The sequence below is a fragment of the Kitasatospora sp. NPDC101447 genome (assembly GCF_044767225.1).
GTDB lineage: Bacteria > Actinomycetota > Actinomycetes > Streptomycetales > Streptomycetaceae > Kitasatospora.
Genome location: NZ_JBIWNL010000002.1, coordinates 432702 through 446171 on the forward strand (window position 1 = coordinate 432702; position 13470 = coordinate 446171).

General features: G+C 73.1%; 16 protein-coding genes. 10 read left to right on the top strand and 6 right to left on the bottom strand.

All coding sequences use genetic code 11. The annotated features are described in order from the left end of the window. The first annotated feature begins 9 nt into the window (after window positions 1–9). From ACIRST_RS04340 to ACIRST_RS04360, 5 genes are all read left to right on the top strand, one after another. Window positions 10–735, top strand: coding sequence for a helix-turn-helix domain-containing protein (locus ACIRST_RS04340; RefSeq protein WP_402799932.1), 726 nt, complete (start codon window positions 10–12; stop codon window positions 733–735). A 202-nt stretch (window positions 736–937) separates the two neighbouring features. Beyond that, window positions 938–1939, top strand: coding sequence for an ArsR/SmtB family transcription factor (locus ACIRST_RS04345; protein WP_402799934.1), 1002 nt, complete (start codon window positions 938–940; stop codon window positions 1937–1939). A gap of 78 nt (window positions 1940–2017) precedes the next feature. Then, a complete protein-coding gene (locus ACIRST_RS04350) occupies window positions 2018–2374 on the top strand; it encodes a DUF6086 family protein (RefSeq protein WP_350525742.1) in 357 nt (118 codons plus the stop codon). Between the two features lie 437 nt (window positions 2375–2811). Then, window positions 2812–3210, top strand: a complete 399-nt coding sequence (locus ACIRST_RS04355; protein WP_402799937.1) for a hypothetical protein — start codon at window positions 2812–2814, stop codon at window positions 3208–3210. Window positions 3211–3301: 91 nt separating this feature from the next. Continuing rightward, window positions 3302–3595, top strand: a complete 294-nt coding sequence (locus ACIRST_RS04360; protein ID WP_402799940.1) for a hypothetical protein — start codon at window positions 3302–3304, stop codon at window positions 3593–3595. Here the strand turns inward: ACIRST_RS04360 and ACIRST_RS04365 are convergent. Further along, complete coding sequence (locus ACIRST_RS04365) at window positions 3579–6545, bottom strand: BTAD domain-containing putative transcriptional regulator (protein ID WP_402799942.1); 2967 nt, start codon at window positions 6543–6545, stop codon at window positions 3579–3581. The genes ACIRST_RS04360 and ACIRST_RS04365 overlap by 17 nt on opposite strands. Window positions 6546–6576: 31 nt before the next feature. Next, a complete protein-coding gene (locus ACIRST_RS04370) occupies window positions 6577–7617 on the bottom strand; it encodes a Scr1 family TA system antitoxin-like transcriptional regulator (protein ID WP_402800139.1) in 1041 nt (346 codons plus the stop codon). Between the two features lie 254 nt (window positions 7618–7871). Between ACIRST_RS04370 and ACIRST_RS04375 the strand changes: the two genes are divergently transcribed. The 4 genes from ACIRST_RS04375 (at window position 7872) to ACIRST_RS04390 (ending at window position 8994) form a co-directional block, all read left to right on the top strand. Beyond that, window positions 7872–8051 carry a hypothetical protein gene (locus tag ACIRST_RS04375; RefSeq protein ID WP_350525746.1) on the top strand — a complete coding sequence of 60 codons (180 nt, stop codon included), beginning with the start codon at window positions 7872–7874 and terminating at the stop codon, window positions 8049–8051. 8 nt (window positions 8052–8059) lie between these two features. Next, complete coding sequence (locus ACIRST_RS04380) at window positions 8060–8287, top strand: hypothetical protein (RefSeq protein WP_402799944.1); 228 nt, start codon at window positions 8060–8062, stop codon at window positions 8285–8287. A 32-nt stretch (window positions 8288–8319) separates the two neighbouring features. Beyond that, window positions 8320–8448 carry a hypothetical protein gene (locus ACIRST_RS04385; protein ID WP_402799947.1) on the top strand — a complete coding sequence of 43 codons (129 nt, stop codon included), beginning with the start codon at window positions 8320–8322 and terminating at the stop codon, window positions 8446–8448. Between the two features lie 84 nt (window positions 8449–8532). After that, window positions 8533–8994, top strand: coding sequence for a DUF3592 domain-containing protein (locus ACIRST_RS04390; protein WP_402799949.1), 462 nt, complete (start codon window positions 8533–8535; stop codon window positions 8992–8994). 144 nt (window positions 8995–9138) lie between these two features. Here ACIRST_RS04390 and ACIRST_RS04395 read toward each other — a convergent pair whose 3' ends face one another. Beyond that, on the bottom strand, window positions 9139–9708 hold the full coding sequence (locus tag ACIRST_RS04395; RefSeq protein ID WP_402799952.1) for a helix-turn-helix domain-containing protein: 570 nt from the start codon (window positions 9706–9708) through the stop codon (window positions 9139–9141). Window positions 9709–9772: 64 nt separating this feature from the next. On the opposite strand from ACIRST_RS04395, the gene ACIRST_RS04400 reads away from it, so the two are divergent. After that, window positions 9773–10648: an alpha/beta fold hydrolase gene (locus tag ACIRST_RS04400; RefSeq protein ID WP_402799954.1), complete on the top strand. Its 876-nt coding sequence runs from the start codon at window positions 9773–9775 to the stop codon at window positions 10646–10648. Between the two features lie 194 nt (window positions 10649–10842). Here ACIRST_RS04400 and ACIRST_RS04405 read toward each other — a convergent pair whose 3' ends face one another. The 3 genes from ACIRST_RS04405 to ACIRST_RS04415 are packed head-to-tail and all read right to left on the bottom strand — an operon-like array spanning window position 10843 to window position 13466. Next, the gene (locus tag ACIRST_RS04405; protein WP_350525752.1) at window positions 10843–11289 is read right to left on the bottom strand and encodes a hypothetical protein; all 447 of its coding nucleotides are present in this window, start codon (window positions 11287–11289) and stop codon (window positions 10843–10845) included. Between the two features lie 54 nt (window positions 11290–11343). Next, window positions 11344–12144, bottom strand: a complete 801-nt coding sequence (gene bioD, locus ACIRST_RS04410) for a dethiobiotin synthase (RefSeq protein ID WP_350525775.1) — start codon at window positions 12142–12144, stop codon at window positions 11344–11346. 17 nt (window positions 12145–12161) lie between these two features. Then, the gene (locus ACIRST_RS04415) at window positions 12162–13466 is read right to left on the bottom strand and encodes an adenosylmethionine--8-amino-7-oxononanoate transaminase (protein ID WP_402799956.1); all 1305 of its coding nucleotides are present in this window, start codon (window positions 13464–13466) and stop codon (window positions 12162–12164) included. Window positions 13467–13470 lie beyond the last annotated feature (4 nt).

A 13470-nucleotide genomic window follows, 5' to 3' on the forward strand; every position in this document is an offset into this window, starting at 1 on the left:
AGGTCGAGCGTGAACGACGCCGGGGAATCCGTCCGGGGCGGGCGGTCCGTCCACGGCGGGGAGGCCGCCGGGGGCGGGGAATCCGTCCGGAGTGTGCTCGCCGCCAACCTGAAGCGGGTGCGCGCGCAGCACGGGCTCTCGCTGTCCGAGCTGTCCCGGCGGGCCGGGATCGGCAAGGCGACGCTCTCCCAGCTGGAGGCCGGCGCCGGCAACCCGACCCTGGAGACCGTGCTCGGACTCTCCCGGGTGCTCGGCGTGCCGATCTCCGACCTGGTGGAGGCGCGGCCCGCCGACGAGGTGACGGTGGTGCGTGCGGCCGACGTCGAGGTGCTGAGCGGCCGGGGCGTCGACCTGCGCCCGCTGCGCCGGATCGAGTCCGGGGACGTGGTGTTCGAGGTCTACGACCAGCAGGTGCGCACCGACGGCACCCAGATCTCCGGCGGCCACATCGGCACCGAGCACACCATCGTCCAGGCCGGCCGGCTGCGCGTGCGGGCGGGCCGCCGCGAGGTCGAGCTCGGCCCCGGCGACTACGTCGGCTTCGACGCCTCGCTGCCGCACTCCTACACAGCGGTGGGCGGCGAGCCGGTGCGCTCGGTGCTCCTGCTGCAGTACCGCGCGGAGCAGCGGCTGCACCTGGCCGACGCCGAGGAGGAGCCCGGGCTGCCGCCGGCGTCCCGTCCGGCGCTGGCGCCGGGGCGGGGGGCCTCGCACGAGCGCGGCCACGGGCACTGACGTTCGCGCTTCGTCATCGCCGATGCAGCGTTCGAAAAACCGAACGAAGTGCTCCGGCCCCCACTCCCCTCGTGGTGGGGGCCGAAGCGCCGACGGGGAGAGCCTGCCAAGCGCGGCGGGTGGCCGGCCATGTATTAGCCTCTGGGCCTAATGGTCGGGAAAGCGCCGGATCGGGGGAACTGCGCGAAGCCGGGGAGGGTCCGTGATTGCACTGAAGTTCGGGGTCGCGGACCTCGCGAAGACCCGGTTCGTCATCTCGCCGCTCGACCACCTGATGGCGGGCTCGGCCCGGCGGGGCGTCCACCAGGGCATCGGGTCGCGCAGCGAGCGCTGGTGGCGGGACGTGCGCCGACACGTGCCCAACCGGGCCGGGCGCTTCCTCGACGTGGTCAACGCGAGCGCGATCGGCGTCCCCGACTTCATGGTGGCGGACCTGGATGCCGTCCGCCGGCAGCTGAGCGAGGAACTCGACGCACTCCTCGCAGTCCCGCAGCAGGCGGTCGAGGACGATGTCGCGATGTTCGGCCGGGGGGCCGAACTCCCGACCCCCCTCGCCCGGTTGCGCGACGACGGCATCCGGGGCCTGCGCGAGGTCAGCGACGGCGCCTGGGCATTGTTCCGGTCCTGCCTCGCCCCGGACTGGCCCGACATCCGCCGCGCCCTGGAGGCCGACATCGCCGTCCGGGCCCGCACCGCCGCCCGCTCCGGGATCGGTGCGATGCTCGACTCGCTCCACCCGAACGCGGTCTGGCGGGACGAGGGAGTGCTGGAGTGCACCCTCGGCGAGCTGGAGGGCTCCTTCGAACTGGGCGGCCGGGGCCTGGAGCTGAGGCCCAACTACTTCGTCCAGCAGAGCATCGGTCTCCTGGCCGGACCGGACCGCCAGAGTCTGCTCCTGCACCCGATCGCCTCCCCGGCGGCCGAGCCCCCGGCCCGGCCGCCGGCCGCCGACGGCCTCGCCGCCGTCCTCGGCCCCGCCCGGGCCCGGGTGCTGCGCGCCGTCGCGGGCAGCCCCTGCTCGACCACCGAACTCGCCCGCCGGCTCGGCGTCACCCCGCCCTCCGCCTCCGCCCACGCGACCGCCCTGCGCGGAGCCGGTCTGATCGTCACCCGGCGCGAGGGCAAGCAGGTCCGCCACACCCTCACCGAGGTCGGCCACGACCTCCTGCTCGACAACCCGGCGCCCCCGGCACCCGCCGCGTGAGCCGTGGCGGCGAAAACCGGTGGTGGCGCGGCCGGGCGGCAGCCGTAGGGTGGGCCGATCCGCGCCAGAGGGGGCCGCATGAGCCAGTACTACGAGATGGACGGCGAGACGCTGTGGAACCCGGCCACCGGGGTGTCCCGGCTGTTCCTGCGCCAAGTGGCCGACTTCGAGGCCGAGCTGGGCCTGCCCTCGGGCATCGGGCCGATGACCGGGGACGAGAGCGAGCTCGACGCGGTCGCGTTCGGCGCCTTCGTCAAGGCCCTGTCGGCCTGGTACCAGGGGCTGCACCACCCCGTGCTGCGCGCCCTCTCCGAGGGATTCGTGGTGGCGGTCCTGGCCCTGGCCGATCGCGCGGGCACCGCGTGGGGCGAGGACGTGTCCGACCCGCAGCTGCGCGAGCGGGTGCCGGAACTGCTTCGGAGCATGGCGCGCTGAGGGGGCCCAATCCGGGAGGCCGAGGGACCGAGGGAGGTGGCCGCTCAGGGACGGCCCGTCAACCGGGGCGTCCCGCTGTCCGCCCGGGTGCACGAACGGTGTGGAAACGGGCCGTGAATTGTTCCTCCCCAGGGGTGTCGTTCGGCCGGCCCCGTCGAGCCGGTCGACGGCGGGTGCGCGGCCGTGGGCGCTGACCGCGCCGGTGGAGCCGCCCGGCGGGCCCGGCGGGGCATCGGCCCTGCGTACGGGCCATGAGCGCCGCCCTTCGCCGCGCAGCTCCCCGGCCGTCACCGAGGGCCGACCCGCCCCGGCGGACCCCCGTCGGAACCCTGCGACCGGTACCGGGCGTTGCACGGATGCCCCTGCCGCCCGCCGCCGGGGCGGGCATCATGGGCCGCGACGGGACCTCGCGGAACGGGCGGAACAGGAGTCGACCGATGAGAAGGCCGATGGTGGAGTTCGGCTGCGTGAAGTGCTACGGCGGGGACGCGCAGGCGGTGTGGCGCGGGCAGCGGGAGGGGTTCGAGCACGAGACCGACGTGGTGGACGGTTCACGCTTCGCCGTGGACGTCCGGCGCTGCCGCGGCTGCTCGCAGCGGTTCGTCTGGATCTTCACCGAGTCCGTCGACTGGATGGGCGGTGACGACTCCCGGCACGTGACGGTCATGCCGCTGACCGCCGCCGAGGCCACCGGCCTGACCGCCGGCACGCTGCGCCCCCTCGACCTGGGCGCGCTGGGCCGCGACCGCCGCCACCTGGACCACGACTGGCCCACCGGCGGCCCGGCCAGCCTCCACTGGAACTCCGGTCCGTTCCGGGTCGCGGGGGCCGGCTGACGCCGGGCGGGGGCCGCTGCGTTGATCGGCTGTCTACCGGACCCTGCGAGCGTGTGGACGCTTGATCACACGCGAGTAGGGAGCGTCAGCAGTGCCTGGAAAGATTGTCGTCCGCGCGGCCGTTGCCGGTGCGGCGGTCCTGGTGTCGGTCGTGGGTGCCTTCGCCGTCGGTGTGGGAGGGCCGGTGCGGCACGGCTCACCGGCCGGGTCGACGGCTCCGGCCGGGTCGACCGTCCCGGCCGCGCAGCTCTGCGGCGGGCCGGACGACGACGTGCAGTGTCTGGCGAGCAAGGTCGCCTGGAACGGGACCGGTCTCGTCGTCGCCCCGACCGTCACGCCGACCGTCACGCCGACCGTCGCCCCGACCGTCACTCCGAAGCCGTGAGGGCGCCGTCGGCGGTGGCCAGCCCGGTCAGCAGCGACGTGGTGGCGGCGGCGGACTCCGGCGCGCTCAGCCGGCTGAGGAGCAGGTGCGCCTGCTCCTCGTGAGTCCGCGCGTCGAGGTGGTCGCCGCGGGCGGTCATCGCATGGGCCAGCACCAGGTGGGCGAGAGCGCGTTCGCGCTGTCGCCCACCCTGCGTTGCGAGGCCCAGTGCCCGCTGCGCCTCGTGCACGGCCTCGTCGACCCGTCCGAGCAGGCGCAGGACGTCCGCCAGCCGGCTGCGGGCCGCCGACTCGCGGTCCAGGTCCCCGGCGGGGTTCGCACGGTCGATGCAGCACCGCAGCTGCGCGGCGGCGTCTTCCAGCCGGCCCAGCACCTGGTGGGCCAGCCCGAGGACGTAGTGCACGTACGCGGCCATCGCGGCGTCGGCGGCCCCGTCGGCCGGCTCGGCGAGGAGCCGGTGGCAGGTCTCCACCGCCGTGGCCGCATGGCCGCTGCGGATCCGGGACAGCGCCGCGTTCGCGGTGCTCGCCACCTCGCCGGAGCGGTGCCCGAGGCGCCGGGCGAGCGCCGCCGCCTCGTCGAAGGCGGTGATCGCCTCGTCGTGCCGGCCCTCGGCCTGCGCGATGAGGCCCAGGTCGTTCAGGGCCTGCCGGAGCACCGCCGGATCCGCCGCGTCGTGGCAGGCCCGGGCCGCCAGCCGGGCCTCGACGCCGGCCTCGTCGAGCCGGGCCCGGGCCAGCAGGATCGTGCCGAGCAGGAAGCGGGAACGGCCCTCCGCGGCACGGTCGCCGCAGGCCACGGCGGCGGTGACGAGCAGCCGGGCCGCCTCCTCCGCCCGGCCGCCGAAGGCGCCGAGACCGAGCGGGCTGAGGGCGATCAACAGGTCGATGGCGGAACGGAGTTCGGTGGCGGAGTGGAGTTCGTCGGCCGAGCGGAGTTCGGAGGCGGGCCGGAGCTCGTCGGCGGCCGCGGGGTCGCCCGTCGCGACGGCCGCGGCGAGTGCCACCGCGCTCGGAGTCTCGGCACGCGCCCACCGGCGGGCGTGCGCCAGATCGGCGAAGACCGGGCGCGGTGCGGCGGGCAGCGGTAGCGGCTCGCCGAAGACGTCGGCCACCGGGTCGCCGGGGACGGCGAGCGCAAAGGCCGTACGGGCGGCACCGAGCAGCAGGGCCAGCAGCCGCCGGTGGGCGGTGGTTCGTTCGGCAGTGTCCAGGCGCAGGGACGTCCGGCGGGCGAAGGCGCGCACCAGGTCGTGGTAGCGGTAGCGTCCGGCGCCGATCGACTCCAGCAGCGCCTGGTCCACCAGGGCCTCGGCGAGGTGCTCCGCCCGGTCCTCGGTGAGGCCCAGGACGGCGGCGGCCGACGCCAGTCCGATGTCCGGCTCGATCCAGGAGAGCATCCGGAACGCCGTCGCCAGCGGCGGTTCGAGCAGCCGGTAGCTGAGCTCGAAGACCTGCTCGATGGCGACGTCGCGGGTGCGGAGAGCGGTGATGCCCTCGCGGTCGTCGGCCAGGCGGGCGACGAGATCGCCGATCGGCTGGTCCGGGGTCGCGGCGAGGAGGGCGGCCGCGATCCGTACCGCGAGCGGGAGGCGGCCGCAGGCCTCGACCAGCAGCCCGGCGTCGGTGCGCTGGGCGGACCGGCGGGCCGTGCCGATGACGGAGTCCAGCAGCCCGATCGCCTCGTCCTGGCTGAACACGTCCAGTGCGACGTGCAGGACCGACGGCACGCTGTAGAGCACCGTGCGGCTGGTGACGATCACCGCGCAGTCGGGCGAACCGGGCAGGAGCGGCTGGATCTGGGCGTCATCGCGGGCGTTGTCGAGGACGATCAGCAGGCGCTTGCCGGCGCTGGCCGTGCGGAAGAGCGCCGACCTGCCGGGAAGGTCCTTGGGGACGGCTGAGGGCCGGACGCCCAGGGTGGTCAGGAAGTCGGCCAGGATGTCGGACGCGCTGGCGGGCACCAGGTCGGCGCCCCGCAGGTCCGCGTGGAGCCGGCCGTCGGGAAAGCCGGGGCGGAGGGTGTGGGCGGCACGGACAGCGAGAGCGGTCTTCCCGACCCCGGCCATGCCGGTGACGGTCACCAGGCGCAGCCCTGGGCCGGGGTGGTCGGTCAGCGCTCGGGTGATGTCGGTGACGTGGTGCTCCCGGCCGGTGAAGTGCGGGAGGGTCGGAGGGAGTTGGTCCGGGTCGGTCAATTCGCCGCGCAGCGCGGCGAGTTCGGGGCCCGGCTCGATCCCCAGATGTTCGACCAGTCGCGCGTGCAGGGCGTCGTAGACGGCGCGGGCCTCCGGCGTGCGGCCCCGGTGGTGCAGCGCCCGGATGAGGAGCCCCTGCAGGCGCTCGCGGAACGGGTGGTCGGCGGCCAGCGCCTCCAACTCCGGGAGGTAGTCGGAGGGGTTGTCGGCGGGCAGAGTGACGTCGAAGGCGAGGCGCTCTTCCAGGAGGGTGAGACGGAGCTCGGCGAGACGATCCCGCTCGCGGTCGATGAAGGGGCCCGGCAGGCCGGCGAGCGGGTCGCCGTGCCAGAGCGAGAGAGCCTCGGAGAGGAGGGCGCGGGCGCGGTCGGGCTGGCCGGCGGAGCACCGGCCGGCCAGCTCGTGGAGGTGTTTGGCCCGCCAGAGGTCGATCTGGTCTGGTGCGACGGCAAGACGGTACCCACCGGCTTGGGAGAGGAGGACGGTGGGGGTGTCGCGGGACGGCTCCAGCAGCTTCCGCAGTTGGGAGACGTAGGAGCGCAGGGCGACGACGGGTGAACCGGGCGGATGGTCGCCCCACAGGTCGTCGACCAGTTCGTCGACGGTGACGACGGAGTCCGGCCGGAGGAGAAGGGCGACCAGGACGGACCGCTGCCGGGGCGCACCCAGTTCGAGGGCAGTGGCGGCCCGCTGCACCCGCAGCGGCCCGAGCAGCGCGAAGCTGAGCGGATTCGGATCACCGACTAACGGCAAGGCATTCCCCCCGAGGGACAGTTGATGCGGATCAGACGGTGCCGAAGTCCCCAGCCTTGACGCCGGCGATGAACGACTGCCAGGCGTTCGCGTCGAAGGTGAGCTGCGGGCCGTGGGGGTCCTTGCTGTCACGGACGGGGAGGACACCCGGAACGCCGGGCGCGACCTCTACACACTGGCCACCGCCGTTGCTGTAGGAGGACTTGAGCCAGGAGGTGGGCTTGACAGCCGAGATGGGGAACATGGCGTGGAACTCCTTGAGACGGGTGCGGATGAGGGACAACGAGTCCTCACATGACAGGGCTTGGGCCTGCAACCAATCGTATGTCCTTGCGAGGGAGCTGATCTGCTCTTCGTCGTCGCGCTCGACGTAGCCTCGTTGGATGGTTTCGAGGTAGGCCATCCACTTGTCGTCCGGGCTGGTCAGCAGCGTGAACTGCATGGTCGTCGGGACGTGTTCGCCGAGACTGAATGGCGCGATCTGCAGCGTGACGTGTGGAAGGTTGGCCACGCTCTCCAGCCGACGAAGCTGCTCGGCCATGACGAAGGGGCTGCCGATAGGCCGCAAGCAGCTCTCGTCCATGACGATGTGGATGGAGGGCGATGGTTCGCGGTACAGAATGGCCTGCCTGGCCATGCGGACATTCAGGCGTTCGATGGCCCTGTCCTCCGGGATCTCGCCTCGTTGGGCCGCGGCGGTGATGAGCGCGGAGGCGTAGTTTCGGGTCTGCAGCAGCCCAGGGATGACGTTCAGTTCGAAGATCTTGAAGGCGGTCGCCTTGGTCTCGTACTCGATGTAGGCGAGGAATCCGCCGATCAGAGTGGTGCTCTTCGTGCTCCAGTACAGGAGTTCAAGCGCCCCGCAGGTGTCGAGCACCTTGTCGGCCCGGCGGAGGAGGTTCAGAGGAGCGGGACGCGCGCCGGTCTCGATCAGGGAGATCAGGGAGTCGCTGTAGTTGATGAGCTCTCCGAGTTCGACCTGGGTGAGCCCCCTCGCCTTGCGGAAGCGGCGCAGCTGGACGCCGATGACCTTGTTCGGGGAGATGGTCGGGTCAAGTTCCCGCTGGGGCATGGTGATCACTCGATTCCACAACATGCGCTGTCAAAGAAAAGCTCTTCCGATGCTAGCCACGCTTGGCCACTCTTGGTGAGGAGTTGGCAACAGAGAGGAACTAGTCAGTGGATATGACGAACACTCAATCTGGCGAAAGTCTGATCCTGCGGCGGAACTTCCCGCCCTGCCTCTGCCCGCAGTGCGGCGATTCCGTCCCCGAGGCTCGATCGACCCCCCATCCCATCGCCTCGGCGGCGCCGCCCGTTCGACGGGTGGCGCCGCCCTCCTCCCCCTACCGCCCCTCCTCCGTCGGCGAGCGGGTCTTCGACGTCCGCTCCGGTCGCTGGGCCGCCTTCATGGGCTGGCAGCACGGCCTCGCCTTCCTCCGTCCCCTCGGCGGCGGCATCGAGTGGGACACCGAAGCGCGTTGGATCACGAACACCGAACAGTGAGATGCCCCATGAGCAGCATGATCGACAAGATCACGGCCGAGGACCGTCGCGCCGCGGCCGACATTCTCGACGACCTCCAGGCCGTCCTGAGCGCCGCCGCCGTCAAACTCCCGTCCCTCGGCATCGACTGGCGCTCGGCCAAGGCCACCGGCGTCGTCCTGATCGACCTCGGGGCCGCCCGGCCGGACGTCATCGAGCAGCTGGTCGTCGTCCTCCGCAGAGGTATGCGCCCGTAGTCGCCGCCGGCCTCATCACCGTCGGCTCCCTCGTGATCGCCGGCCTCGCTCTCCTGCTGGTCCCCGAGGGCGTCCCCGCCGCCGCGCGCGGCCTGGTGTTCGCCCTCGTCTTCCTCGCCGCCTCGACGGGCGGATTCGCGTTCGTCGCCGGGTGGATGTGAGCCCGCCCCTGGACGACCTGCCGGACGGGAGGTCTATGCTCTGGCCGAGCAACTGGGGGGATCATGGCGCGGAAAGCGTCCGGAATGCCGCTGTACAACAGAACGGCGTTGGTCATCGGGCTCGTCGTCTTCGGCGGCTTCATCCTGCTGAGCCTGGTGGCGGTCGGGGCCCAGGCGCGCTACCACTTCCGCTACGCCGATGCCGAACGGGTGCAGGCCACGGTGGTGACGGCGGAGTACAACGGCCCGATGGGGGAGCGGCCGGGCAGGATCGTGCTCGCGCTGGCGGACGGCCGGGAGGTCACGCCCGACCGCGACCTGGCCGGCGGCGTGCCGACCGGGCTCACCACGGGCGCGGTGCGGACCGTGCTCGTCAACCCGCAGAAGCCCGCCGCGGTGGCCTTCCCGGCGCAGGTGGGGTGGAAGGCCGTGCTGATCCCGTGGGCGCTGGGGCTGCCGGTCGGCGTGGTCGGCACGGCGGGCATGCTGCTCTACCGCGCGTTCTGGGGCCACGCTCCGGTCGCTGCGACGCCGCCGGGCAGGTGAGGACGTGGGCTTCGAGGCCGCTCGAAGCCCACGCCGCATCAGAACGGTGGTTCGGCGGAGTGCCCGCCCGCCCAGGACTCCCGCGCGGCCCTGAGACGGGCATGGCGTTCGCGGGCCTCGACACGGGAGTTCACGTGCGCAGCCTTACGGCACCTGTGAATGTCCCTGGGGGCGGTCGTCGGGCAATCGTGGACCGACCGGGAAGTGGACGGGGCTGAGCAGGTAGGGCGCGCGGCCCGGTGCCGGCCGGTTGGCGAGCCGAGGGCCCAGCACCGCGCGCAACTGAGCCGTCATCTCCGCGAGTTCGTCCGGGCTGAGCCAGAGCGTGCCCTGACGGTAGGAGACCGCGTCGGCAACCGGGTCGGCGCCGTCACGGTCGAGGTAGGCGTTGAACTCCGCGATGAGCACGGCCATGGCGGCCGCGAAGCCCCGGCGGTGGTCATCCGGCGTCATCGCGGTGGCGGCGTCGTCGTCGACGACCGGGCGGTCCTGGCGCAGCCGGTAGTGCCGCTCGACGGTGCCGCGCACCCGTTGTTCTCCGGTCACTTCCAGGAAGCCCGCCCCGGCCAGTAGGGCGACGTGCCGGTACATGGTCACCTTCGGCACGTCCGGCATGCGCTCGCACAACTGCGCGGTGGTCAGCTCCCGGTCGCCGGCGAGCGCGTGCACCACGCGCAGGCGCACCGGGTGGAGAAGAAGTTCGGTGGTGTCCACGGGCTTCACAATTCCATACTCAATACTATTATCGAAAGTGGAAATGATGAGCCTTGGAGGGGGCATGCGTCAGGAGGCAGGGCGGGCGGTACAGGTGAACGGCCGGACCCTCTACGTGGAGGAATCCGGCAGCGGAACGGACCGGGTGGTCTTCGAGGCGGGCGGAGGCATGGGGCGCACCTGTTGGGACCCGGTGGTCGCACTGCTGGCGGACCGGGCGAGACTGATCGGCTACGACCGCGCCGGCTTCGGCCGCAGCGGCCGAACGGCGACCCGGCTGAGCATCGACGACCTGGCCGCGGACCTGGTCGCGTTGGTCGAGACGGTCGTCCCGGGCGGCTTCGTGCTGGTCGCGCACAGCATGGGCGGGTTGGTCGCCCGCCGCGCCGTGAATCGGCTGGGGCCGCGGCTGCGGGGGCTGCTCCTGCTCGATCCGGCGGCGGAGAGCGCGCCCGTCTACGACACCTTCGACCGGACCGCGGTGAAGGTCGACCGGTCCCTGGGTGTCACGCAGGCACTGTTCCGCTCCCGTCTGCTGGCCCGGTTGGCGAGCGGGGAGCTCCGGCGCCTCTTCCCGGCGGACACCTACGCGGCCATGCTCGCCGAGGACTTCGTCCCAGCGGGCATCGCGCAGACGCGGAAGGAGATCAAGGCCGTGGCCGAGGCCATTCCCCGCTTCCGCGCCGAGCCACCCGCCCCGCCGACGTGCCCGACCATCCTCCTCTCGGCCGCCCGTCCCCAGAAGGGCCGGGGCCGGCACCACGCCGCCCTGACCGAGCACCGGCGGCGCTGGGTCGGTTCGCTGCCCGACGGCCGGTTCGAAACCGTGGACTCCGGCCACCTCATCCAGGCCGAGCGGCCGGGGATCGTCGCCGAGCGGGTCCAGAACCTCCTCGACGGGACCGGCCGGGCCGGCCGGACAAGCGCCCCGGGAGCCTGAAGGCGCAGCGCTGCCTGCTCGGGAGGCCGCACCCGTCCCCGCACGGTGGCATCGTCGCCGAGCGACCCGTGTCGTCGCCACGATGTCGGTCTGCGGATACCCGATGCGCTCACCGACCTTCACCTGTCGGCCTGCCGATGGCGTCCTGAGCCGGCCGAGGGGAGGCTCGGAGCCCGCGCCGAATCCTGCGGTCCTCAGGTGTCGCTGAGGGCGTAGGTGCGGAAAGTGGCCAGCAGCGGCAGGACTTCGGTCTTGGTGGGGTCCTCGGTGACGGCCCTCATCGCGTCGATCACGGTGTGGGCGATGATCTTGGTGACGGAGAGGTCGTCGGGTGCGGCGAGGGTGCCCCAGGCCTTGAGCGTCTGGGTGAGCAGCGCGCTCATCCGGGCGCCGATGTTGGAGCTGACCGCGTCCGAGATCTCGGCGAGCTCCTCGTCGCTCATGGTCGAGCGCAGACCGAAGGCCAACGCCATGAGCGTGTCCATCGCGTGCTCGCCGTACGCGGCGACCAGCGCCGGGAGCGGCTGTTCACCGACGCTGCCCGCCGCCAGGGCGGACAGCGCCTCCTCGTCGTCCTTCCACGCCGCCTCCAGGGCGGCCAAGGCCCGCAGGGCCTCGTCTACGGTGAGCCCGTCTGTCATGGAAGGAACGGTATGCAGCCCGTAGCGCCCGTTCCCATGGTTCGGGCGCAGAGATCACACCTTCGAGCGAAGCCGGGCCCGTTCCGCGCGATGGGCGTCCGCGAAGTGCTCCGCGTCCCAGGTTCCGCCCAGCTCGGGGGCCAGGGAGGCGAGCGCGAGGCCTGCGAAGTCGTCGGCGGTGCCCGCGCGTTCGGGCAGGGCGCCGAGCAGTGGGGCGCCGGCCGAGCGCGGCAGGTCGGCGAGGTTGCAGCGTTCGGCGAGGCCGGCGTCCGCGGGCCAGGAGCCGATGAGCACGCCCGCGAGCGGGAGTTCGCGCGCCGCCAGGGCCTCCGCCGTGAGGGCGACGATGTTGAGCGTGCCGAGGCCGGCGGAGGCCACCAGCAGCACCTCGGCCGGCAGTCCGGCGTCGAGGACGGCGCGGGCCTGGTCGGCGAGGGTCCGGCCCTCGTCGTCGTAGCGGACCAGCAGGCCGCCCGCGCCCTCGACCAGCACCAGGTCGTGGGTGGCGGCGAGGTCGGCGACCTCGGCCACCACCTCGGCGGGGGAGAGGCAGGGCATCCCGGCCCGCCGGGCGGCGGTGTCGGGGGCCAGCGGCTCGGGGTAGCGGACGAGCTCACGGTACGTCAGCTCGCCTGCCAGGCGCCGGACTTCGGCGGCGTCGCCCGGCTCGTCGCCGGTCACGCCGGTCTGTCCGGGCTTGAGCACGGCGACCTTCAGCCCGGCCCGCAGCGCCGCCGAGGCGACGGCCGCGGTGGCGACGGTCTTGCCGACGTCCGTGTTCGTGCCGGTCACGAAGAGGACGCGCGTGCCCGCCCCGCGGTCCTGCGTGCCCGTGCCGCCGTTCTGCGCGGTCATCCCGTCGTCCTGCGCGCTCATCCCGCCACCGCCGCGGCGGTCACGGCGGCCGCGATGCGTGCCACGTCCTCGTCCTCCGTCACATAGGGGGGCATCGTGTAGATCAGGTCCCGGAAGGGGCGCAGCCAGACGCCTTCCCGCGCGGCCGCCTCGGTCGCCGCGGCGACGTCCACCGGGTGGTCCAACTGCACGACGCCGATGGCACCTCGGACCCGTACGTCGTGCACGCCGGGCACGTCCGCGGCGGCCGCGAGGCCGTCCCGCAGCCCGCCCTCGATCCGCTTGACCTCCAGCGCCCAGTCCTGCCCGAGCAGCAGGTCGAGCGAGGCGTTGGCGGCCGCGCAGGCCAGCGGGTTGCCCATGAAGGTCGGGCCGTGGGCGAGCACGGGCATCTCGCCGCGGCTGATCCCGTCCGCGATCTCGCCGGTGCACAGCGCGGCGGCGAGCGTCAGGTACCCGCCGGTGAGCGCCTTGCCGAGGCACATCACGTCCGGCGAGACGCCCGCGTGGTCGGCGGCGAACAGGGCGCCGCTGCGGCCGAATCCGGTGGCGATCTCGTCGAAGACGAGCAACACCCCGTACCGGTCGCAGAGTTCGCGCAGCATCCGCAGGTACGCGGGGGAGTGGAACTGCATGCCGCCCGCGCCCTGGACGACCGGCTCGACGATGACGGCGGCCAGCTCGTCGGCGTGACGCGCCATCAACTCCTCGAACTGCGCGGCGTATCCGGCGTCGAGCGGGGCGTCGAAGCCGGCCGGGGGCTGCGGTGCGAAGAGCTGCCCGGGCAGCACGCCGCCCCACAGGTGGTGCATCCCGCCGTCCGGGTCGCAGACCGACATCGGGTGGAAGGTGTCGCCGTGGTAGCCGCCGCGCCAGGTGAGCAGCCGGCGCTTGCCCGGCCGCCCGATGGACTGCCAGTACTGCAGGCACATCTTCATCGCGACCTCGACCGAGACCGAGCCCGAGTCGGCGAGGAAGACGTGCTGCAGCGGCTCCGGGGTGATCTCGACCAGCCTGGCCGCCAGCCGGACGGCGGGCTCGTGGGTGAGCCCGCCGAACATCACGTGACTCATCCGCCCCAGCTGCTCGCGCACGGCCTCGTCCAGCACCGGGTGCCGGTAGCCGTGGATCGCCGCCCACCAGGACGACATCCCGTCGACCAGCTCGCGCCGGCCGCCCGCGACGGGTTCGGCCAGGCGCAGCCGTACGCCCGACGCGGACTCGACCACGTACGGGGTGACGGTGCCGGGCATGGGCCCGTACGGGTGCCAGACGTGGGCGCGGTCGAGGGTGAGCAGCGTGTCCGCGGACAGCGGGGGCATGAGG